Genomic DNA, 22,898 nt, shown 5'->3' on the forward strand with positions numbered 1-22,898 from the left:
CATCTTATAGAGATATTTTCTGGACAGGAGAAACCTATGAAAGCCGGCATTGTGACAGCCTTGATTGCCCTATGTTTGCCGGCAACCGTTTTTGCTACCTCTTTACGTCTGTCCAATGATATTGACCTTCTGGTACTGGACGGAAAAAAAGTCTCCAGCTCATTACTGCGTGGTGCCGACAGTATTGAGCTGGAAAATGGTCGGCACCAGCTCGTGTTTCGCGTAGAAAAAACCATTCGCCTGTCCAGCCACGAAGAACGTCTGTATATTTCGCCTCCGTTGGTCATCAGCTTTGATACCCAACTCGTCAGTCAGGTTAATTTCCACCTCCCACGCCTGAGCAACGAGCGGGATGCAACGCATTTTGATGATGCCCCGCGCGTAGAACTGCTGGATGGGGACTCCATGCCTATACCGGTTAAGCTGGATATTCTGTCAATCACGTCCACCGCAAAAATCGTAGATTATGAAATGGAAACAGAGCGCTATAACAAAGCGGCTAAGCATGCTTCTTTACCACAATTTGCCACGATGATGGCCGATGACAGTTCGCTGCTTTCCGGAGTGTCTGAACTGGATCGCGTGCCGCCTCAGTCGCAAACACTGACCGAGCAGCGCTTAAAATATTGGTTTCAACAGGCTGACGCACAAACGCGAAGTAACTTCTTACAATGGGCGGAGAAACAACCCCCATCGTGACATTTATGTTCGTATACGCATTTTTTTTGTCTTTCTCTTGCAGCGTCAAGTGCTTCCAGTACTCTGTAACAAGGTTAACTTGGGAGCTGTACTATGGAATTAACGACTCGCACATTGCCAGCGCAGAAACATATTGCGTTGGTCGCACACGATCACTGCAAAAAGATGTTGATGAGCTGGGTTGAACGCCACCAGCCATTACTGGAAAAACACGTTCTGTATGCAACAGGAACAACAGGAAACTTAATTCAACGCGCGACAGGAATGGACGTCAACGCCATGCTGAGCGGCCCAATGGGGGGTGACCAGCAGGTGGGTGCGCTGATTTCAGAAGGGAAAATTGATGTGCTGATTTTCTTCTGGGATCCGCTCAACGCCGTTCCCCACGATCCTGATGTCAAAGCCCTGCTACGCCTGGCCACGGTCTGGAACATTCCAGTCGCCACCAACGTGTCAACGGCTGATTTTATTATCCAGTCGCCAAACTTCAACGACGCAACAGATATCCTGATCCCGGATTACGCCCGTTATCTTGCAGAACGCCTCAAATAAACGCTAAGCAGGCGGCAACTGCCGCCTGCTTTTCAGGGTTTCCGGGTCACCGGAACGTCTAATTGCTTAAGCTCATCAACAAAGCATGATGGCGCGTCTTTGCTAAACAGTAGCCATACCCGATGCCGCGCACGCGTTAGCGCCACATACAGCAACCGTCTCTCTTCTGCATCAGGAAAATCTTCAACAGCCGGGAGTAACGCCTCCTCCATAATCGACTCGCGGGCCGGAGCCGGGAAACCGTCATTCCCTTCATGAAGCCCCATAACAATGACGTAATCCGCCTGCTGCCCTTTGCTGGCATGAATAGTCATAAAATCCAACTGCAGCTTGGGCCAGCGGGTGGCCGCTTTGTCCAGGCTGGCAGGTTTGAGATGATGGTATCGCGCCAGCACCAGAATTCTCTCTTCGGCTTTTACAAAACCCGACAGCTTATCCAGCAACAGATCTAACTGGCTTTCGTCGAGCAACGTGACGGCTTTTTTATCACCGGTCGCCAGACTGTTCAGCGGTTTTGTGAGCTGGTGTGGGTTTTGTTGGATAAACTGGTTTGCGACTTCGCCAATACGGCTATTAAAACGGTAAGTCGTATCCAGATTACAGCTATCGCCCTCACCAAAATTTTGCTGGAATGCGGTTGTCAGAGAAAGCTGTGCTCCGCTGAACCGGTAAATGGCCTGCCAGTCATCTCCCACGGCAAACAGCGTGGTCTGCGAGTTTTGCTTACGCAAGGCGGCTAACAGGGCGGCGCGCTGAGGGGAAATATCCTGAAATTCATCGACCAGAATATGTTTCCACGGACTGATAAACCGCCCCTTCTCCAGAATGACAATAGCCTGATGGATCAACCCGGAGAAATCGACGGCATTCTCATCCTTCAGGGCACTCTTCCAGGCCTTGAGCAGCGGCGCCATTAGCTTTATGCGTTTACTGAACAGATCACGGATCTCCTCCGGAGCATTAGCAATCATCTCCGCCTGTGCTCCGCCATGCATACGCATCAAACTAACCCAGCGATCCAACCGGGAAGCCAGACGGCGCTGTAATTTTTCGTCATCCCAGAAGTTACCTTCGGGTACAGACCACTGCATTTCTTCTTCTAACCATTGTCGCCAACCTTTAGCCTGAGCCTTTTTCTCACTGCACTGCTGACGCCAGGTTGTTATAAAGAGTTTGTTGCGCGCGATAGCATCATTTTCAAGCTTGCTCACCGTTGGAACTTTTTTGCTACCTTGCGAAATAATGTGCAACGCGAGTGAATGGAACGTCCGTGCGGTGACCTCATCCGTATGCAGACGCTCACGGATGCGGTCATCCATCTCCTGGGCTGCTTTGCGTCCAAACGCCAGCAACAGGATTTGTTCTGGTGCAGCTTCTCCTCGTGCAAGCAACCAACCAGCCCGAGCAACCAACACAGATGTTTTACCGCTTCCAGCACCTGCAAGTACCAACAATGATTGCTCACCATTCACCACCGCGCGCGCCTGAGCAGGGTTCAACGGCGAAGATTCAATATGCTGGAAAAACTCGGCATACTCTTCCAGCATTGCATCGGTGTACGCCTGATTGTGCTGTAAGCGGCAGGCTTCAATGTCTTTCAACCATGCCTGGCATTGACGTAACGCCCCCCGGCAATTTTCAAATTCCTCCAGCCGATTAACCGGGAGCGGTAACGCGGCATAGGCACGGCGAATCTGCTGCTGCAGCCCTGACGTTTGTTCGCGCGTCAGCCATTTACTTTCACTAGTACGCGCTTCTATCGCATCCAATTGCTGCTGTAAAACCCCCGCAGCAACGTCACTCATTTCCTGGCTCCACTGTTGCCAGAGCGCATTCAAATGATGATGGAAGCGCTGGGTTTCCGCCCACTCTGTACCGTGAAGACGAACCACCTTCTCATCCGGGAGTACAAACTCCAGCTCGCCCCATACCAGGCCGCGTTTGCAATGAATAGCCAGTAACTGATTGAAGGGAATAAGATACTCGTGACGATCGCCGGAAACTTTAATCCCGGCATTGAGAATAACGGCCCGATCGTAAGGGTGTTGTGCCAGACGTTTTCCAAGAGAAGTTGCTTTCAGTTCCATAAGACTCAAGCGGATCCACACGAAGAGGTTTGCTTATCAGTGTAACCGCCAGAGAAAACGTGCTCCAGCCCAAAAAAACGTTACAATTGCCGAATTCACAGAAAACCAGAGTTAACCGAGGGTTTATGCGTACTGTTCTGAATATTTTAAATTTTGTGCTTGGGGGGTTCGCCACCACCCTGGCCTGGTTACTGGCAACGCTGGTCAGTGTCGTGCTTATTTTTACTTTACCCTTGACCCGTTCATGCTGGGAGATAACCCGACTTTCGCTGTTTCCCTATGGTAACGAAGCGATTCATGTCGATGAACTGAATCCGGCCGGTAAAAGCGTCCTGTTAAATACCGGCGGCACCGTGCTCAATATTTTCTGGCTGATTTTCTTCGGCTGGTGGTTGTGCCTGATGCACATTATCTCTGGTATTGCCCAGTGCATAACGATTATTGGTATTCCGGTTGGCATTGCGAACTTTAAAATCGCTGCCATTGCGCTCTGGCCGGTGGGTCGCCGGGTGGTTTCAGTAGAAGTTGCCCGTGCAGCGCGGGAAGCCAATGCACGTCGTCGTTTTGAATAATCAGGACCGATGGCCTTTATGTTAAGTCCTCTGCTCAAACGCTATACCTGGAACAGCACATGGCTGTACTACGTGCGGATTTTTATCGCGCTATGCGGCACAACGGCGCTACCCTGGTGGCTGGGTGACGTCAAGCTGACTATCCCACTCACGCTAGGTATGGTCGCTGCCGCACTTACCGATCTGGACGATCGTCTCGCAGGCCGATTGCGCAATTTAATCATCACACTGGTGTGCTTTTTTATTGCCTCAGCCTCCGTTGAACTGCTCTTCCCATGGCCATGGCTGTTTGCTATTGGTTTAACGCTTTCCACCAGCGGCTTTATTCTGCTGGGGGGATTAGGTCAGCGCTATGCAACTATTGCTTTTGGTGCATTGCTGATCGCCATTTACACGATGCTGGGCACCTCGCTTTACGATCAGTGGTATCAACAACCCATCCTGCTGCTCGCTGGCGCTATCTGGTATAACCTGCTGACGCTCACCGGACATCTTCTGTTCCCCATCCGCCCCTTACAGGACAATCTGGCACGCAGCTACGAACAGTTAGCGCACTACCTGGAACTGAAATCGCGTCTTTTTGACCCCGACATAGAAGATGAAAGCCAGGCACCGTTGTATGATTTAGCTCTCGCGAATGGCCAACTGATGGCAACGCTGAATCAGACTAAAGTATCGCTGCTGACCCGCCTGCGCGGTGACCGTGGACAACGGGGAACACGTCGCACGCTACATTACTATTTTGTGGCGCAGGATATTCATGAACGCGCAAGCTCTTCACACATTCAGTATCAAACGCTACGCGATCATTTCCGTCACAGCGATGTGATGTTCCGTTTCCAGCGGTTGATGTCGATGCAAGGGCAAGCCTGTTCACAATTATCTCGCTGTATTTTATTGCGCACGCCTTACCAGCACGATCCGCACTTTGAGCGCGCCTTCACCCATATAGATGCCGCACTTGAGCGCATGCGTGCCAGTGGTGAACCTGCCGACCTGCTCAATACGCTGGGTTTTTTACTGTCAAACCTACGGGCAATCGACGCGCAGCTTGCTACCATAGAGTCTGAACAGGCTCAGGTACTCTCGCGCAATGAGTCTGAAAATCAGCTTGCCGATGACAGTCCCCATGGATTCAGTGATATCTGGTTACGTCTGAGCCGTAATTTCACCCCTGAGTCTGCTCTATTTCGCCATGCCGTTCGCATGTCGTTAGTGCTCTGTGTTGGTTATGCCATTATCCAGATAACCGGCATGAATCACGGATACTGGATCTTGCTGACCAGCCTGTTTGTCTGTCAGCCAAACTACAACGCCACCCGACATCGCCTGGCGCTCAGGATTATCGGCACGTTGGTTGGGATTGCCATTGGTTTACCGATCCTGTGGTTTGTGCCCTCTCTCGAAGGGCAGCTGATACTCCTGGTGATCACTGGTGTACTGTTTTTTGCCTTTCGCAACGTCCAGTATGCACACGCCACCATGTTTATCACGCTGCTGGTGTTACTGTGCTTTAACCTGCTCGGCGAAGGTTTTGAGGTTGCGCTGCCGCGTGTCATCGATACGCTAATTGGCTGTGCTATCGCCTGGGCTGCTGTCAGTTTCATCTGGCCAGACTGGCGTTTTCGTAACCTACCACGGGTAATTGAACGGGCGACTGACGCTAACTGCCGCTACCTTGATGCAATTCTCGAACAATATCATCAGGGTCGTGATAATCGTCTGGCCTACCGTATCGCTCGCCGTGACGCGCATAACCGTGATGCTGAACTCGCCTCCGTGGTGTCAAACATGTCGAGCGAGCCTGATGTCACGGCCCAAACCCGCGAAACGGCGTTCCGTTTACTGTGTCTCAACCATACGTTTACCAGCTATATTTCTGCGCTGGGCGCACATCGCGAACAGTTGACCAATCCAGACGTTTTGGCATTGCTGGATGACGCTGTTTGCTATGTTGATGATGCCCTTCACCATCAACCCGCTGACGAGCAACGCGTATACCAGGCGTTAGAAGGGCTGAAGCAGCGAATTCAGCACCTGGAACCACGCCCGGACAGTAAAGAGCCTCTGGTCGTTCAGCAAGTTGGGTTATTGATTGCTCTGCTCCCGGAAATCCGGCGATTACAGCAGCAAATTGACGTGCTGCCGTCTAATACCCCGGTTCCGGCGTAAGAGAACTTACCCACTCAACCAGCTCCTGGCGACGCGTCGCCGGGAGCGCGGCTTCATGTATCCCCCCTACCGCGCCTTCAAGGGCATAGAGTACTTTTACCGTCAGAGCCGGATTATTTTGCCTAAGTTTCAGCCAGCACATTTGTGCTCCTAACGACCGCATAGTCCCCTCATCTTTAATTCCAGCTTCATTCAACAGAGTCTCCAGATGAAACGTCATATTCGGCAATTCCCGCAGACGATGCTGGGCAAAGCGACTCTGTTTTTCCTTAACCGCTGCATCCAATGAATATCGCGATAACGACACCAGCTGCTGCTGGTTTTGCCACAGGGCATCGTTCACCTGGTAATAATTAAGTACAAGAGGACGTCCGCGCTTAATAAATGTCAGCCAGACAGGAGAATTTTGTACACAATACTGGGCGCTCTGCTCACAGGCGCGAAGATACAGCTCACCATTGGCGACCATGGCAAAGACCGTATCGCCAACCGTCAGACTGTAGCCACCAAACAGTGAGCGATAGTGAATTGTCCCCAGAGAAGCCAGATATTCCTGCGATTTATAGATCCTTGCATAAGAAAGCTCTTTCATAAAAATCCTTTTTAAATCATAACGTAAGCAAATGATTTTTCAGTAGCGGATCCGTTAATGACGAAAATAGGCAACTTATGCGTATGGGGCAAGATGAATTTTATTTTTCCCATGACGACGACTAAAAATTGCGAACCTGTTTCCGAAAATAAGGTTGATCTTTGTTGAAGGCAGAGTTACTGTATATTCATACAGTAACTCACAGGGCTGGATTGATTATGTACACTTCAGGCTATGCAAATCGTTCTTCGTCGTTCTCTTCCACATCAAGCAACATTGCGCGCGTTTCATCAGAGAACGCAACCGCTGGGCTTATCAGTGAAGTGGTCTATCGCGAGGACCAGCCCATGATGACACAACTGCTGCTGCTTCCCCTGCTGCAACAGTTGGGGCAACAATCTCGCTGGCAGCTGTGGCTGACGCCTCAGCAAAAATTAAGCCGGGAGTGGGTGCAGTCAGCTGGACTTCCATTGACGAAAGTCATGCAAATTAGTCAGCTCTCCCCCTGCAATACGCTGGAATCGATGATTCGTGCGCTGCGCACGGGTAATTACAGCGTCGTTATTGGCTGGCTGGCGGAAGAATTAACGGAAGATGAACATGCCGAACTTGTCAAAGCGGCTGATGAAGGTAATGCGATGGGATTTATCATGCGTCCGGTTCGCGCTCAGACACTTGCGGGGAGACAGCATTCTGGGCTAAAAATTCACTCGAATTTGTATCATTGAGTAAAATTAGGATTTATCCTGGAATTTTTTTTCATCTCTCAATTTGCCTTTGAGCAGTAATGTGTTTTTCGTCTGAACGCCTGTCAGAAGCGGTTTTCAGGATATCCTCAGTACATTTATTCAGCTATAAATGTTAAATATTGTGTATACAAGCCTTTTTTTTTCATATGCCTGACGGACTTCACACTTGTAAGTTTTCAACTACGTTGTAGACTTTACATCGCCAGGGGTGCTCGGCGTAAGCCGCAGATATCGGTAGAGTAACTATTGAACTGGTCCCCGGGTGAAGGATTTAACCGTGTTATCTCTCTTCGGAGATATTCATGGCGAATTTTGGATGATAACGAGGCGCAAAAAATGAAAAAGACAGCTATCGCAATTGCAGTGGCACTGGCTGGTTTCGCTACCGTGGCGCAGGCCGCTCCGAAAGATAACACCTGGTACGCTGGTGCTAAAATGGGCTGGTCTCAGTACCATGATATTGGCAACAACCAGATCAACAACGCCGGTCCTACCCACGAAAGCCAACTGGGTGCCGGTGCGTTCGGTGGTTATCAGGTTAACCCGTACGTTGGTTTTGAAATGGGTTACGACTGGTTGGGCCGTATGCCGTACAAAGGCTACAACGACTCGACTCACAACAACGGCGCTTTCAAAGCTCAGGGCGTTCAGCTGACCGCTAAACTGGGTTACCCAATCACTGACGATCTGGACGTTTATACCCGTCTGGGTGGTATGGTTTGGCGTGCAGACGCTAAAAACAACACTAACTTCAAAGACCACGACACTGGTGTATCCCCAGTATTCGCTGGTGGCGTAGAGTATGCAATTACTCCTGAAATCGCTACCCGTCTGGAATACCAGTGGACCAACAACATCGGTGACGCGAACACCGTTGGCGGTCGTCCGGATAACGGTCTGTTGAGCGTTGGTGTTTCTTACCGTTTCGGCCAGCAGGAAGAAGCAGCTCCAGTAGTTGTTGCTCCGGCTCCGGCTCCAGAAGTACAGACCAAGCACTTCACTCTGAAGTCTGACGTTCTGTTCAACTTCAACAAAGCAACTCTGAAACCAGAAGGCCAGCAGGCTCTGGATCAGATGTACAGCCAGCTGAGCAACCTGGATCCGAAAGACGGTTCCGTAGTAGTTCTGGGCTTCACTGACCGTATCGGTTCTGACGCTTACAACCAGGGTCTGTCCGAGAAACGTGCTCAGTCCGTTGTTGATTACCTGATCTCTAAAGGTATTCCTTCTGACAAAATCTCTGCACGTGGCATGGGTGAATCCAACCCAGTTACTGGCAACACCTGTGACAACGTGAAAGCTCGCGCTGCACTGATCGACTGCCTGGCTCCGGATCGTCGTGTTGAGATCGAAGTTAAAGGCATCAAAGACGTTGTAACTCAGCCTCAGGCTTAAGTTATCGTCTTATAAAAAACCCCGCTATGCGGGGTTTTTTTTCATCTGTTTTCATCCAAAGTAAGCCACGCATTAAACCAGCCGACCGCTACTCTTTCCCCAGCAACGCCTGTAAATCCTGTTTCAATGTCGACATTTTGTTCGCGTACTTCTCTTTATGCTCTGCGTCTTCAATTAGCTGCACAATAGTTTCAGAAAGCGTTTTTCCGCGCCGCTGCGCAAGACCAGCCAGACGCTGCCAGACCATAAATTCCAGATCGATGGATTTCTTCCGGGTATGCTGATGCTCAGCATTAAAGTGCCGCTTGCGCCTGGCACGTATGGTTTGTTTCATACGATTAAGCAGCGCCGGATTCATGTGTTCTTCAATCCAGCTATTGACCCGCACCGGTTCATTTTCGAGGGTTAGCAATAAATCAACGGCTTCTTTGGCAGCGCTGGCCTCGACGTAACGGGTGATTAATTCCCCCTCACGATGCTTCTTCACCAGATACTTCCATTTCCAGCCGCTTTCAAGGTTTTCAAGTTGTTGATATTTCATTGCGATCTCAATGTTACCGTGTAACTCTTATCAGAATATCAGCTTTTTCGGCATCTGAAGAAAAGAATATCCAGCCTGTGAACTGTCGCGTGTCATCACAACCGTTTCACGGTGCTTTCCAGGTGTTTAGTGGTGAGGGTTACGGTATAATCTCGTTTTTTACAACAGACTAAAAAACATCAACTTTGACCATTACGAAACTTGCATGGCGTGATCTGGTTCCTGATACCGACAGTTATCAGGAAGTATTTGCACAGCCGCACGTCACTGACGACACCGACACCTTACTTAGTGATACTCAGCCACGTTTACAATTCGCGCTAGAGCAGCTTCTTCAGCACTGGACAACATCCTCGTTCATGTTGGTAAAAGCACCGGAAGAGCTTGAGTATCTCAACCTTATTGCAAAGGCTGCACGTCCCTTGCACACGGATGCAGGAAGCCTGACTGGCGGTCATTACGACATCTCCGGTCACACTATTCGTTATCGTACAGCTGAGAAAGCGGAAGACAATTTTGCGACGTTGACGCAGGTGGTCAGCGCTGACTGGGCCGAAGCCGAACAACTGTTTGGCTGTCTGCGTCAGTTCAATGGCGAAATTACGCTGCAGCCAGGTCTGGTACATCTGGCCAATGGGGGTGTGCTGGTTATCTCATTGCGCACGCTGTTGGCCCAACCCCTGTTGTGGATGCGCCTGAAAGCCATTGTCAGCCACGAGCGTTTTGACTGGGTAGCTTTTGATGAGTCTCGCCCGCTGCCTGTCTCCGTTCCGCCTATGCCGCTTAAACTGAAAGTGATTTTAGTGGGTGAGCGTGAATCGCTGGCGGATTTCCAGGACATGGAACCAGAGCTGGCTGAGCAGGCCATTTACAGCGAGTTTGAAGATAATCTGCAGATAGTGGATGCTGAAGCCATGACGCAGTGGTGTCAATGGGTCACGCATACTGCCATGCGCAATAATTTGCCTTACCCCGCTCCCGATGCCTGGCAGGTTCTGATCCGTGAAGCCGTTCGCTATACCGGTGAACAGGATACATTGCCGCTTAACCCGCTGTGGATCACCCGACAGTTCAAAGAGGTGGCTCCGTTATGCGAGGGCGAAACCTGTAATGCTGAACAGTTCAGCCTGATGCTCGCTCAGCGCGAATGGCGTGAGGGATTCCTGGCTGAACGCATGCAGGATGAAATTCTGCAAGAGCAGATCCTTATCGAGACAGAAGGCGAGCGTATTGGCCAGATCAACGCCTTGTCGGTGATTGAGTTTCCAGGCCACCCACGCGCATTTGGCGAGCCTTCTCGTATCAGTTGCGTCGTGCATATTGGCGACGGCGAGTTTACGGATATTGAGCGCAAAGCCGAGCTTGGCGGAAATATTCATGCCAAGGGTATGATGATTATGCAGGCGTTCCTGATGTCGGAACTCCAGTTGGAGCAACAAATCCCCTTCTCTGCCTCGCTGACCTTTGAGCAATCTTACAGTGAAGTGGACGGTGACAGCGCGTCTATGGCAGAACTGTGCGCATTGATTAGCGCCCTCGCCGACGTTCCTGTTAATCAAAGTATCGCCATTACAGGTTCTGTCGATCAGTTTGGTCGGGCACAACCTGTCGGTGGTCTGAATGAGAAAATTGAAGGTTTCTTCGCCATCTGCCAGCAGCGCGAGCTGACAGGCACACAGGGCGTCATCATTCCTTCGGCTAACGTCAGACACCTCAGCCTGCAGCCTGCGCTGCTACAGGCCATAGAAGAAGAAAAATTCACTATCTGGGCGGTGGACGACGTGACCGATGCGCTGCCACTGTTGTTAAATCTGGTGTGGGATGGCGAAGGCCAGACAACGCTGATGCAAACCATTCAGGAACGTATTGCCACGGCAACGCAACAGGAAGGTCGTCACCGTTTCCCATGGCCGCTACGTTGGCTGAACTGGATTATTCCGAACTGATCGGACTTGTTCAGCGTACACGTGTTAGCTATCCTGCGTGCTTCAATAAAATAAGGCTTACAGAGAACATGGTAGATAAACGCGAATCCTATACGAAAGAAGACCTTCTTGCCTCTGGTCGCGGTGAGCTGTTTGGCGCTAAAGGGCCACAACTGCCAGCACCAAGCATGCTGATGATGGACCGTGTCATCAAGATGACCGAAAACGGCGGCAACTTTGATAAAGGTTATGTTGAAGCTGAACTGGATATCAACCCGGACCTGTGGTTCTTCGGTTGTCACTTTATCGGCGATCCGGTGATGCCGGGCTGCCTGGGTCTCGACGCCATGTGGCAACTGGTTGGATTCTATCTCGGCTGGCTGGGCGGCGAAGGTAAAGGCCGTGCGCTGGGCGTAGGCGAAGTTAAATTCACCGGCCAGGTTCTGCCGACCGCGAAGAAAGTCACTTACCGCATTCACTTCAAACGTATCGTTAACCGCCGCCTGATCATGGGCCTGGCTGATGGTGAAGTGCTGGTTGATGGTCGTCTGATCTACACTGCAAACGATCTGAAAGTGGGTCTGTTCCAGGACACTTCCGCGTTCTAATCCAGGACTGCGTAGCAGCCAGACATAAACGTTCCTACGTCTTATCTGGCATGCAAAAAGGCGAAACCTCCGCTCTGCGGAGGTTTCTTTTATCTAAAGAGACAGAATCAGGCCATTAAAACCCTATCCCCCATGGCTTCTCGCCAGCCTCCCAGCCAGTATGACCTCTGATTCAGCGTCTGATAGGGACACATTTCTTTTGAGCGTCCGGCAATGCCGGCCTGATATCCACGTTGATGTGCCCGTTCCAGGCGATCTCGTTTTTGTCTCTTCATGCCTCGTTTCCCTCATTTTTGGGTCTGGTGGAAAAGAAAACAGTGATTACTAAGTGTGCAATCACACTAAACGAATACCCCTAAACATCAGGCTCGTCAATGCGCAAAATTCACGCCAGTGTCATATTTGTGAGCTACTCGCTAAATCATTTGTACAAAAATAGTCAGTCAGAACAGCTATCTCCACGGCTAAAAAAATAAAAAAAACCGCCCCGGGCAATGAACCAGGGGCGGCATAATTTACAATTATTTAAGCTTAAGGGATGCGTTTCAGCTCTTGAGCAATGGCCGTTGCTTCCTGACTCCAGGCGTTGGCAAGAACCTTCACCATCTCATCGTAGCCGTCTTTCGTCTGCACAACTTCGATGTGGAACGGGCGTTTGATCAATTGTCCCTGATGATTCAGCAACCATTCACCGCTCACAATAACCTTACCATCGTACCGACCGTGGAAGCCGGTTACGGTCACGTTCAGCGTATCCTGAGTGCTTCCCAGCGGCTGTGAAGCGACAACCCAGCCAGGCAACTGCATACTGAGGTTCGCAACCAGAGTATTACGCAATTGCTGATCTAATGGGCTGGCCCAGAGATTATTATTGGCTATCACATATTGCACATCGCTGGTCTGGTAAACCACCCCATTACCGGCCAGATAATCAGGTACCGCAATCTGTTCAACCCACAGCAGACGGTTTCCCTGATTGGCGGAGCTCTGCACTCCGCCTTGTGCGATAGGGAGCTGATAATAGCTTTTATTTTCTCCGCTGGAGCTGCATGACGTCAGCCAGACCGCCATCATCACCACTAGCCACTTTTTCATTGTTTCGCCCTCTTCGGCTCTGGATCTTTTTTGTCCTTCGCTTCAAATACCAGCGCATTACTCTTATCGTTCAACGTTTTCAGTACCGGTTGCAGTTCACGCAGTACCTGATCAAGACGCTGCATATCCGCCACCATCTTGTTGTAGGCCGCGGAACCAGGCTGGAAGCCCTGCATACTACGATTCAGTTCACGTAGCGTGTTCTGCATATCCGCCGGCAGATCCTGCATCGACTGGCTGGACGTGATCTTGTTCATGTTATCTAGCGTGGTTTGCAGATGTTTCATCGTGCGTTGGCTTTCCGACAGCGTATTGGTTGCCTGCTCAATCATCGGGTTCAGCGGCAGATTGTTAATCTTATCCAACGCTTCCATCAGACGCTGTTGGATCTGCGCCAGACCACCGCTCACGGTCGGAATAATTTGATAACCATTGAATTCGCGTACACCGGTAATCGGCGGCTCTTTCGGGTAGAAGTCGAGATCGACATACAGCGCGCCGGTCACCAGGTTCCCGGTTTTGAGCGATCCTCGTAATCCGCGTTTAAGCAGTTGCTCCAAATGAGCGCCAACATCGGTATCTTCTCCCAGCTGTGCCTTCAGACGTTCTGGTTCAATACGCACCAGCACCGGAATACGGTAATCATTGTTAAATACCTGACGCATATTCGGTGAGAAGAAAGGTACTTTACTCACCGTACCCAAGCGGATGCCACGGAATTCCAGCGGTGCACCAGGCTGTAGGCCACGAATCGAATCTTTAAAGAACATCAGGTAATCAATATGATCGGTATACAGGGAATCCTGAATACTTTTTTGATCGTCATAGAGGTTAAATGAGGCCTGCTGCTCAACCGGTTGACCTTGTTCCAGTCCTTCGGGCACATCAAAACTTACACCACCGCCAAACAGCGTGGAGAGCGATCCCATTTCTACGCGCATACCTGCTGAGGTAAGATCTACGGCGATCCCGCTGTCTTTCCAGAAACGTACATTGCTGGTCACCAGACGATCGTTAGGCGCATTGATGAAAAGCTGATAGCTGATCGTACGCTTTTGCGCATCAAACGTGCTGGTTTCAACCGAGCCCACACGATAGCCGCGGAAAAGCACCGGATCGCCTGGGCTCAACTGACCGGCTTTTTTACTGTCCAGAATCACACGGATCCCTTTTGCATCTGGCGGAGCCAGCGGCGGTGAATCCAGCAGTTGGTAATTTTCCAGCTTACTGCCTTTATTGCCGGGCTGCAGTTCAATATAAGCCCCGGACAATAACGTGCCGAGCCCACTGATACCTTCACGTCCAACCTGCGGCTTCACCACCCAAAAGACAGAATCTTTATGCAGCAGCTTTTCCATTCCGGAGTTAAGACGCGCTTTAATCTCCACATGGGTCAAATCATCAGTCAGGGTTGCGCTCTCGACGATACCGACATCCACGCTGCGGCTCTTAATCGTCGTTTTGCCCCCTTCAATACCTTCGGCATTGGTGGTAATCAGCGTGACCTGTGGCCCCTGATGACTGTAGTGATAAAACAGTACCCACGCGCCAATGAGTGCAGTGACGATAGGGAATATCCACACGGGCGACCAGTTTTTTACCTTTTGCACTTTGGCTTCCCCACTTTTAGATTCCATGCTGTCAGGACTCCTCATGGCCTGGTTCTGGTTCACGGTCCCACGACAGACGCGGATCAAATGTCATCGCAGAAAACATTGTCATAATGACGACTAAAGCAAACATCAAAGCACCCATTGCAGGATAAATGTTCATTAACCCTCCCATGCGTACCAGCGCAGAGAGTACCGCAATCACAAAGACGTCGATCATTGACCAGCGACCGACAAATTCCACAACTTCATAAATCAGGTGCATACGTTCGCTGTCGCGTTTGCCGTGCCCTTTGGCATCCCAACATAGCCAGGCAATGGCGATCATTTTCAACGTCGGCACCATAATACTGGCGATAAAAATAACCGCAGCCACCGGATAAGAGCCTTCGCTCCAGATTAAAACCACCCCCTCAAGTATCGTTGATGGCAGCTTTGACCCGAGCAGATCGGTAATCATAATCGGCAAAATATTGGCAGGAAGATAAAGCATGATCGACGTGAACAGTAATGCCAACGTCCATTGCAGACTGTTTTTACGCCGCACATAGCCTTTCGTCTGGCAGCGCGGACACACCCGTTCATCAGCGGGAAGAATCGCGGTGCAGCAAGAGCAGGAACGCAGTCCCTGTCGAATGCCGGGCACGCCAGGTTTTAACTCCTGCTTAATCACTGGCATTGGCGCAATATCATCCCACAGCCAGCGACGGTCAACGCACTGGAATGCGCGCAGTTGCAAAACGCAAAAGAAGCACCACGGAATAAAGCTGCTGCCCACGCCGATATCGCCGTAAGCCATAAGCTTAACGAAGCTGACCAGCACGCCGGCAAGGAAGATTTCCGCCATCCCCCAGCTTTTTAACTGGAACAGGACGCGTGCAAGACCCGCCTTAAGTCTGGCGGGCATCTGCACCCGATTCACCAGTAGCAGGATAGTCAGCAGGCAAAACGCGGGAACCAACTGCACGAATAATAAAAAGAAGGTGCCGAGACTGGCGTAGTCTTCAGAAAAGAGAACGCTGGGGATCTCCAGCAACGTCACTTCGCTGCTCACCCCTGCAACGTTCATATTCACAAAGGGGAAGAGATTTGACAGAAGCAGCATGAACAATGCTGCTAAAACATAGGCGGTAGGACGCTGCCGCGGCGCGTCCCACTCAACCGTTAACGTAGTGCCACATCGTGGACATGCCGCTTTCTGACCATGCTCAAGGCGAGGTAACGCCACCAGCATGTCACACTGCGAGCACAAAATATGCTTCGCGGCATGGTGATGTTCGCACATATGTGCTCCTTTAAATTATGCGCCGTTCTTCAAAGACTCAAGATACTCCCAGCGCTCAAAGGCTTGCTCAAGTTCTTGTTCCGCTTCGTTCAGATTAGCTAATACCTGCTGTGTTTGCTCATGTGGCTGACTGAAAAAAGCGGCGTCAGCAACCTGAGCTTGTAGTCTTTCCAGTTTAGCTTCCAGTTCTTCAAGCTGAGCGGGGAGCTGCTCCAGTTCGCGCTGCAGTTTATAGCTTAGTTTGCTCGTGACACGTTTGACAATTTCTGCTTTAGGAGCAACAGCTTCCTCTGTTTTTTTCGCGACCGGTTGTTTAAACGCCACATACTGAGATTGCTGGCTGCGCGCGTCATGATAACCACCGACATAACGACCAATTTTACCGCCGCCTTCGAAGATCCAGCATTCAGTTACAGTATTATCCACAAACTGACGGTCGTGGCTTACCAGCAGTACAGTCCCCTGATAGCTATCAATTAGTTCTTCAAGCAGTTCCAGCGTTTCGACGTCAAGATCGTTCGTTGGTTCATCGAGAATCAAAAGATTGCTGGGTTTCAGAAAAAGACGCGCCAACAGCAGGCGATTTCGTTCCCCACCAGAGAGCGCTCGCACTGGCGTCATCGCGCGTTTCGGATGGAACAGGAAGTCCTGCAGATAACCCAGCACATGGCGAGGTTTACCGTTAACCATCACCTCTTGCTTACCTTCAGCCAGGTTGTCCATCACGGTTTTATCTGGATCCAGTTCGGCGCGGTGCTGATCGAAATAGGCCACTTCCAGCTTGGTGCCGACGTGAATGCGTCCACTGTCAGCCTGAAGCTGGCCTAACATCAGCTTCAGCAGCGTTGTTTTGCCGCAGCCGTTCGGTCCGATTAGCGCAATTTTGTCGCTACGTTGTACCTGTGCGGAGAAATCTTTTACCAGCTGCTTTCCATCAACCTGGTAATCCACGTTCTCCATTTCGAAAACAATCTTGCCTGAACGGCTCGCCTCTTCGACCTGCATCTTCGCCGTGCCCATCACTTCGCGGCGTTCGCCACGCTCGCGACGCATGGCTTTCAGTGCGCGCACGCGGCCTTCATTACGGGTACGACGCGCTTTGATCCCCTGACGGATCCAGACCTCTTCCTGCGCCAGCTTGCGGTCAAACTCTGCATTTTGTAACTCTTCTACGCGCAGCGCTTCTTCTTTTTCCAGCAGATACTGATCGTAATTCCCCGGATAAGTCACCAGCTTGCCACGATCGAGGTCGACGATACGCGTCGCCATATTGCGTATAAATGAACGGTCGTGGGAAATGAAGATGATTGTCCCATTGAAAGATTTCAGGAACCCTTCCAGCCAGTCGATAGTTTCAATATCCAGGTGGTTCGTTGGCTCATCCAGCAGCAATACACGCGGATTGCTCACTAACGCGCGGCCCAGCGCCGCTTTACGCAGCCAACCGCCAGAAAGCGAAGAAAGTGCGGCGTTTGGATCCAGCCCCAACTGCTCCAGCACTTCATTAATACGGCTTTCGAGCTGCCACAGATTGTGATGATCGAGCATTTCCTGAACCCGCGCCATCTCATTCAGATTTCTGTCGCTCGGATCAGTCATCACCAGACGCGAAATATCGTGATAACGCTTCAGATACTCGGCCTGCTCTTCGATACCCTCGGCAACGAAATCATACACGCTGCCCTCAACATTACGCGGCGGATCCTGTTGCAGACGCGCCACAACCAGATCCTGCTCATAAATGATACGCCCGTCGTCAAGCCCCTGCTCACGGTTCAGGATCTTCATCAGCGTCGATTTACCTGCGCCATTACGGCCAACCAGACAGACGCGTTCGTTATCTTCGATATGCAGTTCTGCATTATCAAGAAGCGGCGCATCGCTGAACGACAGCCATGCACCATGCATACTGATCAATGACATTTATTTATCCTTTCAGGCTGTGGTAATCAGCCAGCAATTGTGGATCTGACGGTTACGGGCAAAATCCTGGGAAAGCGTTTTTTGGGTAATTTCTTGTGCTTTCAATCCCAGTTCAGCCAAACCGTCGAGATCCATACGGAACCCACGTTTGTTGTTGGAGAACATGATCGTGCCGTCTTTACGCAGCAGACGTTTCAGATCTTTCATCAGCGCCAGATGATCGCGCTGCACATCAAACGAATCTTCCATACGTTTTGAGTTAGAGAACGTCGGCGGATCGATGAAAATCAGATCAAACTGTTCATTCGCATCACGCAGCCAGCCCAGGCAATCGGCCTGAATTAAACGGTGAGCGCGACCGCTCAGGCCATTCAGGCGCAGGTTACGTTCCGCCCATTCCAGATAGGTACGCGACATATCGACCGTCGTGGTGCTACGCGCACCGCCCAATCCTGCATGTACGCTGGCGCTACCGGTGTAGGAAAACAGGTTGAGGAAGTCCTTACCTTTACTCATCTGCCCCAACATACGGCGCGCAATACGGTGATCGAGGAATAAACCCGTATCAAGGTAGTCAGTCAGGTTAACCCACAGGCGCGCGTTGTACTCGCTTACCTCAATGAATTCCCCCTTCTCATTCATCTTCTGATACTGATTCTTGCCTTTCTGACGCTCACGGGTTTTCAGCACCAGTTTGTTTGGCGCGATTTCCAATACTGACAGCGTGGCGGCAATGATGTCGAACAAGCGTTGACGTGCTTTTTGCGCATCGACCGTCTTCGGCGGTGCGTATTCCTGAACCACGACCCAATCACCGTAACGATCTACTGCAACGTTGTATTCCGGCAGGTCAGCGTCATACAGGCGATAGCATTCAATGCCTTCCTGACGCGCCCATTTTTCCAGCTTCTTAATATTCTTGCGCAGGCGGTTGGCATAATCTTCCGCTACCGTGGCAGGCTTGCTGTCCGCAGTGGTCTCTGCAACGTGATAATTCTTCTGCACACAATCCAGCGGGCCGTTTTTCGCTTTGAACTGCTTGTCGGCACGTAATTGCAGGCTGCTGAGCAGATCCGGCGAGGCGCTGAACAGCGACAAATTCCAGCCGCCAAACTGGTTTTTCATCGTACGGCCCAGCAGGCTGTGCAGGGCAATCAGCGCCGGTTCGCTATCCAGACGTTCGCCGTAAGGCGGGTTACTGATAACTGTCCCATACGGTCCTTTCGGCAGCGGATTGCTCAGTTTGGCGACATCTTTCACGTCAAACGTCATCAGATCGGCGATACCGGCGCGGCGAGCATTACTACGCGCTTTTTCAATCACGCGCGCATCGCTATCGGATCCATAAAAATGCGAGGTATAGTCAGCCAGTCCCTTACGAGCACGCACCTGCGCTTCGGCTTTAACTTCTTGCCAGACGGCTTCGTCGTGTTGCGCCCAACCGCTGAAGCCCCAGTATCCACGGTGCAGACCCGGCGCGCGATCGGTCGCCCACATTGCCGCTTCAATCAGCAGCGTGCCGGAACCACACATCGGATCGAGTAACGGGGTTCCCGGCTGCCAGCCAGAACGCATAACAATAGCGGCGGCCAGCGTCTCTTTAATCGGTGCCTGACCCGTGCGATCGCGATAACCACGCTGATGCAAACCGTCACCGCTCAGATCGAGCGCAATGCTGGCAGTATCTTTGTTCAACCAGACGTTGATGCGCAGATCCGGGGATTCACGATCCACATTCGGACGCGGCATATTTTTGCGGGTAAAGGCATCGACAATCGCATCCTTGACCTTCAGCGCGCCGTACTGGCTGTTACGAATGGTCTCGTTCAGTCCGCTAAAATGGACGGCAAACGTAGCACCAGGGTTAAATATCTCTGTCCAGTCGATTGCCTGAACGCCGAGGTACAGATCAAGATCGCTGTAGACCTTGCACTCTCCCATCGGCAGGATAATGCGCGAGGCCAGGCGGCTCCACATCAGGCTCTGGTAAACAAGCCGCGTGTCGCCCTTAAAATGGACCCCACCCTGAACGACCTGACACTCCAGCGCGCCGAGGTTTTCCAGTTCAGTTTTTAACAGCTCTTCCAGCCCGCGGGCCGTACTGGCAAACAGAGAATTCATAATGTCACTTTTACTCCAAGAAAATTGCTGCGCATTATAGCTAATATGGGCTGTATGTCATAAAGTTGAAGGCTTATTTTCATTCGAGGGGCTGTACAGTGGTCACGTTAACCCGACTTTTTATTCATCCGGTTAAATCAATGCGCGGCATTGGGCTTACGCATGCCCTGGCAGATATTAGCGGTCTCGCCTTTGATCGCATATTTATGATCACTGAACCTGACGGAACATTCATAACCGCCCGCCAGTTCCCACAAATGGTCCGTTTTACGCCTTCCCCATTCCACGATGGACTGCATCTTACAGCTCCAGATGGCAGCAGCGCGCTCGTGCGATTTGCCGACTTCGCTCCCCAGGATGCGCCAACAGAAGTATGGGGAAACCATTTTACCGCGCGTATTGCGCCAGCGGCTATCAACCAGTGGCTTAGCGGCTTTTTCTCCCGTGACGTGCAGTTACGCTGGGTCGGCCCGCAGCTGACGCGCCGTGTAAAACGCCATGTTGATGTTCCTTTATCCTTCGCTGATGGTTATCCTTATCTGCTGGCCAACGAAGCATCCCTGCGCGATGTGCAACAGCGCTGTCCGGCAAGCGTCAAAATGGAACAGTTTCGCCCCAATATAGTGGTTTCGGGAGCTGGTGCCTGGGAAGAAGATACCTGGAAAGTGATTCGCATTGGCGAGGTTATTTTTGATGTAGCAAAACCCTGTAGCCGCTGTATTTTCACGACAGTTAGCCCGGAAAAAGGCCAGAAACATCCATCCGGTGAACCGCTTGCCACATTGCAAACCTTCCGTACTGCGATAGATAACGGCGATGTCGATTTCGGTCAGAATCTTATCGCGCGTAACAGTGGCGTTATTCGCGTCGGCGATGAGGTAGAAATTTTGGCAACCGGCCCCGCCAGAGCGTACGGCGCGGCTGAATCAGACGAAACTACACCCGAACAACAACCTGATGCCACGGTGCTTATTGACTGGCAGGGACAGACCTTTCGCGGAAATAATCAACAGGTATTGCTTGAGCAGTTGGAAAACCAGGGTATCCGGGTTCCCTATTCATGCCGGGCAGGCATTTGCGGATGCTGTCGAATTCGACTGGTAGAAGGCGAAGTTAGCCCGTTGAAGAAATCAGCGATGGGGGACGACGGAACAATTCTTTGCTGCAGCTGTGTTCCCAAAACGGCAATCAGGCTGGAGAGCTAAACCGCCTGCTCAAGGCTGAAACTGTCAACAACGGCCTGCGGTTTCAGTCTGTCATTCATTATTTTAATCGCATCGCCAAGCTGCATCGTACGCCCGGCGATAACCACGCCAGGTTGCGCAAGCAGGCAAAGCGCGGCGTTTTCACCCGGCTCAACCACTAACAGGTTTACCTGTTCATCGGTATCGCTTAAATCAACACAGGCTGCGTCACCCACGACCGGCGACCAGTTAATACCATGTGCGACAAAGTGCCAGCTTTTTGGCATTTGCGGTTTGAGATAACGAATCGCCACCAGCGCATTAAGCACCAGTTCCGCTTTTTGTTCTTTGGCTAAATCCAAGTAGCGACATTTTTCTTCAAAGGAAAAATAAAGCGCGGCGTCATCAACACAAAAACCTGACGGAGAAAATGCATCAGGAGTGAGCATTTTACGAGCAAAACGCGAACGGAATAACATGCCATTGGCTAAATCGAGCATCATACGATCGTGCTCTTCATCATAATACCAGCGCCAGTTATCGTCGGGTTTAATTCGCATCAGTTTCTCTCCTTTCCTTAATCATCACCGTTACGACAGTATCCTTTTGCCGCTTCGTTTATTGCCCTAATAATAAAAGCTCAGAATGTTTAAATAAGCAACAGTAAAGGAATATAAAACAACCAGGGCTAGAAATAAAGCCCTGGTTTGTGATTAAGGTAGCATTCAGATATTGCTGACGATTTCTTTTATCAACGGCGGACCTTTAAAAATAAAGCCCGAATAAATCTGTACGAGGGTTGCACCAGCAGCTATTTTCTCACGTGCAGCAATCACCGAGTCGATACCACCAACACCAATAATCGGCAGCTGACCTTTTAATTCCTGAGACAACTGGCGAATAATTTCTGTACTTTTTAATTGCAACGGTCGACCGCTCAGACCACCCATTTGATCGCAATTTTTCATTCCCTGAACAAGAGAACGATCGAGGGTGGTGTTAGTCGCAATTACGCCATCAATATTATGACGAACTAAACTATCGGCGACCTGGATCAGTTCTTCCACAGAAAGATCCGGCGCGATCTTTACCGCCACCGGAACATATTTATGGTGGATCGCCTGCAGATCGTTTTGCTTATTTTTAATTGCCGTCAGGAGATCGTCCAGCGCCTCGCCGTATTGTAGCGTACGTAATCCCGGCGTATTCGGCGAAGAGATATTAATCGCGATATAACCAGCATAAGCATAGACTTTTTCCATACAAATCAGATAGTCATCTTTGCCGTTCTCTACTGGGGTATCTTTGTTCTTACCAATATTAATCCCCAGAATACCGTCGAAATGCGATTTTTTAACGTTCTCAACCAGGTTATCAACCCCGTGGTTATTAAACCCCATGCGGTTGATCAAACCTTCTGCATCGACCAGACGGAATAGACGCGGTTTATCGTTACCCGGCTGAGGGCGTGGCGTCACGGTACCAATCTCAATGGAACCAAATCCCATCGCGCCGAGCGCATCAATGCACTCCCCGTCTTTATCCAGTCCGGCAGCAAGCCCGAGCGGATTTTTAAACGTCAACCCCATACAGGTAACCGGTTTTGCCGGTACTTTCTGGCGTACAAGCGCTTCAAGCGGTGTGCCGGTAATGCGACGTAATTGCTGGAATGTCAATTCATGAGCGCGCTCTGGATCGAGCTGAAAAAGGGCTTTACGAACGAAGGGGTAGTACATGAACTCTCCTGGATTCCCGGTGTGCAAACCGGGGGCGTATTATGTGCGATCG

The 22,898-nt window shown here is 50.9% G+C and carries 20 protein-coding genes; 9 read left to right on the forward strand and 11 right to left on the reverse strand.

Annotated features, from left to right (window positions below; genetic code table 11):
* The first annotated feature begins 36 nt into the window (after positions 1–36).
* Both csgI and mgsA read left to right on the forward strand, forming a co-directional pair.
* Positions 37–699: a curli synthesis inhibitor gene (csgI, locus tag SK35_RS15855; protein ID WP_008784291.1), complete on the forward strand. Its 663-nt coding sequence runs from the start codon at positions 37–39 to the stop codon at positions 697–699.
* A gap of 93 nt (positions 700–792) precedes the next feature.
* Entirely contained in the window at positions 793–1,251 is a 459-nt protein-coding gene (mgsA, locus tag SK35_RS15860; protein ID WP_003035897.1) for a methylglyoxal synthase, read from the forward strand.
* Between the two features lie 32 nt (positions 1,252–1,283).
* Here the strand turns inward: mgsA and helD are convergent, their stop codons facing one another.
* A complete protein-coding gene (gene helD / locus SK35_RS15865; protein WP_048214504.1) occupies positions 1,284–3,338 on the reverse strand; it encodes a DNA helicase IV in 2,055 nt (684 codons plus the stop codon).
* A gap of 125 nt (positions 3,339–3,463) precedes the next feature.
* On the opposite strand from helD, the gene SK35_RS15870 reads away from it, so the two are divergent.
* Both SK35_RS15870 and yccS read left to right on the forward strand, forming a co-directional pair.
* The gene (locus tag SK35_RS15870; RefSeq protein WP_003831998.1) at positions 3,464–3,910 is read left to right on the forward strand and encodes a YccF domain-containing protein; all 447 of its coding nucleotides are present in this window, start codon (positions 3,464–3,466) and stop codon (positions 3,908–3,910) included.
* A gap of 18 nt (positions 3,911–3,928) precedes the next feature.
* Entirely contained in the window at positions 3,929–6,082 is a 2,154-nt protein-coding gene (gene yccS, locus SK35_RS15875; RefSeq protein ID WP_003831997.1) for a YccS family putative transporter, read from the forward strand.
* Here the strand turns inward: yccS and SK35_RS15880 are convergent.
* Positions 6,060–6,674, reverse strand: a complete 615-nt coding sequence (locus tag SK35_RS15880; protein ID WP_003831996.1) for a TfoX/Sxy family DNA transformation protein — start codon at positions 6,672–6,674, stop codon at positions 6,060–6,062. The two genes, yccS and SK35_RS15880, sit on opposite strands and share 23 nt — an antisense overlap.
* 218 nt (positions 6,675–6,892) lie before the next feature.
* Here SK35_RS15880 and sulA point away from each other — a divergent pair, with 218 nt between their 5' ends.
* Together sulA and ompA are read left to right on the forward strand one after the other, a co-directional pair.
* Positions 6,893–7,402: an SOS-induced cell division inhibitor SulA gene (gene sulA / locus SK35_RS15885; protein WP_008784287.1), complete on the forward strand. Its 510-nt coding sequence runs from the start codon at positions 6,893–6,895 to the stop codon at positions 7,400–7,402.
* Positions 7,403–7,759: 357 nt separating this feature from the next.
* Complete coding sequence (gene ompA / locus SK35_RS15890; RefSeq protein ID WP_048214505.1) at positions 7,760–8,818, forward strand: porin OmpA; 1,059 nt, start codon at positions 7,760–7,762, stop codon at positions 8,816–8,818.
* 88 nt (positions 8,819–8,906) lie between these two features.
* On the opposite strand, the gene matP is transcribed toward ompA, so the two are convergent.
* Complete coding sequence (gene matP / locus SK35_RS15895; protein WP_032942905.1) at positions 8,907–9,359, reverse strand: macrodomain Ter protein MatP; 453 nt, start codon at positions 9,357–9,359, stop codon at positions 8,907–8,909.
* 185 nt (positions 9,360–9,544) lie between these two features.
* Between matP and SK35_RS15900 the strand changes: the two genes are divergently transcribed.
* On the forward strand, positions 9,545–11,305 hold the full coding sequence (locus SK35_RS15900; RefSeq protein WP_048214506.1) for an AAA family ATPase: 1,761 nt from the start codon (positions 9,545–9,547) through the stop codon (positions 11,303–11,305).
* Between the two features lie 68 nt (positions 11,306–11,373).
* Positions 11,374–11,892: a bifunctional 3-hydroxydecanoyl-ACP dehydratase/trans-2-decenoyl-ACP isomerase gene (fabA, locus tag SK35_RS15905; RefSeq protein WP_048216335.1), complete on the forward strand. Its 519-nt coding sequence runs from the start codon at positions 11,374–11,376 to the stop codon at positions 11,890–11,892.
* Positions 11,893–11,999: 107 nt separating this feature from the next.
* Here fabA and rmf read toward each other — a convergent pair whose 3' ends face one another.
* From rmf to rlmKL, 6 genes are all read right to left on the reverse strand, one after another.
* Positions 12,000–12,167, reverse strand: a complete 168-nt coding sequence (gene rmf / locus SK35_RS15910; RefSeq protein ID WP_003035871.1) for a ribosome modulation factor — start codon at positions 12,165–12,167, stop codon at positions 12,000–12,002.
* A 256-nt stretch (positions 12,168–12,423) separates the two neighbouring features.
* Positions 12,424–12,987, reverse strand: a complete 564-nt coding sequence (pqiC, locus tag SK35_RS15915) for a membrane integrity-associated transporter subunit PqiC (RefSeq protein ID WP_048214507.1) — start codon at positions 12,985–12,987, stop codon at positions 12,424–12,426.
* The gene (gene pqiB, locus SK35_RS15920; protein WP_020996511.1) at positions 12,984–14,624 is read right to left on the reverse strand and encodes an intermembrane transport protein PqiB; all 1,641 of its coding nucleotides are present in this window, start codon (positions 14,622–14,624) and stop codon (positions 12,984–12,986) included. The genes pqiC and pqiB overlap by 4 nt, the downstream gene beginning before the upstream one ends.
* A 4-nt stretch (positions 14,625–14,628) precedes the next feature.
* Complete coding sequence (gene pqiA / locus SK35_RS15925; RefSeq protein ID WP_032942902.1) at positions 14,629–15,882, reverse strand: membrane integrity-associated transporter subunit PqiA; 1,254 nt, start codon at positions 15,880–15,882, stop codon at positions 14,629–14,631.
* A 15-nt stretch (positions 15,883–15,897) separates the two neighbouring features.
* Complete coding sequence (locus tag SK35_RS15930; RefSeq protein ID WP_048214508.1) at positions 15,898–17,805, reverse strand: ABC transporter ATP-binding protein; 1,908 nt, start codon at positions 17,803–17,805, stop codon at positions 15,898–15,900.
* Positions 17,806–17,817: 12 nt separating this feature from the next.
* On the reverse strand, positions 17,818–19,926 hold the full coding sequence (rlmKL, locus tag SK35_RS15935) for a bifunctional 23S rRNA (guanine(2069)-N(7))-methyltransferase RlmK/23S rRNA (guanine(2445)-N(2))-methyltransferase RlmL (protein ID WP_048214509.1): 2,109 nt from the start codon (positions 19,924–19,926) through the stop codon (positions 17,818–17,820).
* Positions 19,927–20,024: 98 nt separating this feature from the next.
* Here rlmKL and SK35_RS15940 point away from each other — a divergent pair, with 98 nt between their 5' ends.
* Positions 20,025–21,131: a YcbX family protein gene (locus tag SK35_RS15940; RefSeq protein WP_048214510.1), complete on the forward strand. Its 1,107-nt coding sequence runs from the start codon at positions 20,025–20,027 to the stop codon at positions 21,129–21,131.
* Here SK35_RS15940 and zapC read toward each other — a convergent pair.
* Both zapC and pyrD read right to left on the reverse strand, forming a co-directional pair.
* Positions 21,128–21,670 carry a cell division protein ZapC gene (gene zapC / locus SK35_RS15945; protein WP_003035852.1) on the reverse strand — a complete coding sequence of 181 codons (543 nt, stop codon included), beginning with the start codon at positions 21,668–21,670 and terminating at the stop codon, positions 21,128–21,130. The two genes, SK35_RS15940 and zapC, sit on opposite strands and share 4 nt — an antisense overlap.
* 165 nt (positions 21,671–21,835) lie before the next feature.
* The gene (pyrD, locus tag SK35_RS15950; RefSeq protein ID WP_003831973.1) at positions 21,836–22,846 is read right to left on the reverse strand and encodes a quinone-dependent dihydroorotate dehydrogenase; all 1,011 of its coding nucleotides are present in this window, start codon (positions 22,844–22,846) and stop codon (positions 21,836–21,838) included.
* Positions 22,847–22,898 lie beyond the last annotated feature (52 nt).

The sequence above is a fragment of the Citrobacter sp. MGH105 genome (assembly GCF_001037485.2).
GTDB classification, from domain to species: domain Bacteria; phylum Pseudomonadota; class Gammaproteobacteria; order Enterobacterales; family Enterobacteriaceae; genus Citrobacter; species Citrobacter portucalensis.

Bases quoted from the DNA above. Each gene is read 5' to 3' on its own strand.
- rlmKL (WP_048214509.1), bottom strand. From the start codon at position 19,926: ATGAATTCTCTGTTTGCCAGTACGGCCCGCGGGCTGGAAGAGCTGTTA.
- matP (WP_032942905.1), bottom strand. From the start codon at position 9,359: ATGAAATATCAACAACTTGAAAACCTTGAAAGCGGCTGGAAATGGAAG.
- zapC (WP_003035852.1), bottom strand. From the start codon at position 21,670: ATGCGAATTAAACCCGACGATAACTGGCGCTGGTATTATGATGAAGAG.
- SK35_RS15930 (WP_048214508.1), bottom strand. From the start codon at position 17,805: ATGTCATTGATCAGTATGCATGGTGCATGGCTGTCGTTCAGCGATGCG.
- mgsA (WP_003035897.1), top strand. From the start codon at position 793: ATGGAATTAACGACTCGCACATTGCCAGCGCAGAAACATATTGCGTTG.
- pqiC (WP_048214507.1), bottom strand. From the start codon at position 12,987: ATGAAAAAGTGGCTAGTGGTGATGATGGCGGTCTGGCTGACGTCATGC.
- yccS (WP_003831997.1), top strand. From the start codon at position 3,929: ATGTTAAGTCCTCTGCTCAAACGCTATACCTGGAACAGCACATGGCTG.
- pyrD (WP_003831973.1), bottom strand. From the start codon at position 22,846: ATGTACTACCCCTTCGTTCGTAAAGCCCTTTTTCAGCTCGATCCAGAG.
- SK35_RS15870 (WP_003831998.1), top strand. From the start codon at position 3,464: ATGCGTACTGTTCTGAATATTTTAAATTTTGTGCTTGGGGGGTTCGCC.
- ompA (WP_048214505.1), top strand. From the start codon at position 7,760: ATGAAAAAGACAGCTATCGCAATTGCAGTGGCACTGGCTGGTTTCGCT.
- fabA (WP_048216335.1), top strand. From the start codon at position 11,374: ATGGTAGATAAACGCGAATCCTATACGAAAGAAGACCTTCTTGCCTCT.
- rmf (WP_003035871.1), bottom strand. From the start codon at position 12,167: ATGAAGAGACAAAAACGAGATCGCCTGGAACGGGCACATCAACGTGGA.
- sulA (WP_008784287.1), top strand. From the start codon at position 6,893: ATGTACACTTCAGGCTATGCAAATCGTTCTTCGTCGTTCTCTTCCACA.
- pqiA (WP_032942902.1), bottom strand. From the start codon at position 15,882: ATGTGCGAACATCACCATGCCGCGAAGCATATTTTGTGCTCGCAGTGT.
- helD (WP_048214504.1), bottom strand. From the start codon at position 3,338: ATGGAACTGAAAGCAACTTCTCTTGGAAAACGTCTGGCACAACACCCT.
- SK35_RS15880 (WP_003831996.1), bottom strand. From the start codon at position 6,674: ATGAAAGAGCTTTCTTATGCAAGGATCTATAAATCGCAGGAATATCTG.
- csgI (WP_008784291.1), top strand. From the start codon at position 37: ATGAAAGCCGGCATTGTGACAGCCTTGATTGCCCTATGTTTGCCGGCA.
- pqiB (WP_020996511.1), bottom strand. From the start codon at position 14,624: ATGGAATCTAAAAGTGGGGAAGCCAAAGTGCAAAAGGTAAAAAACTGG.